Source organism: Lutibacter sp. HS1-25, from assembly GCF_004121075.1.
In the GTDB taxonomy this organism is placed as follows: domain Bacteria; phylum Bacteroidota; class Bacteroidia; order Flavobacteriales; family Flavobacteriaceae; genus Lutibacter.
Genome location: NZ_RHLN01000148.1, coordinates 1,823 through 2,165 on the forward strand (window position 1 = coordinate 1,823; position 343 = coordinate 2,165).

The following is a 343-nucleotide window of genomic DNA, read 5'->3' on the forward strand; positions in this document are numbered from 1 at the left end:
AAAGATAATTTTTATATAATGACAACTGACAGAGTAAAAACGTTTGGCAACACCTCATAAAATTTATGCTTACTTTTAAACTAAATAACGAACCGACAAACATTAAACTAACGATTTGCTACGTCCGAAAAATCTCCGATTTTCCAGTCGCACAAATCTTATAAAAGCCCGTTGGCTTTAATTAACGAAAAAGATTAAATGAAATCTCACAAAGAAAAAATTGATAAATTAATTACACTTGAAAGAGAAAATAATTTATTAAATCACATTTCTACAAGTTTGTTCAACAAGGGAGAAACTATTGCCGAAAAAAACTTGAGTGAATATACTATTTGGATGACAA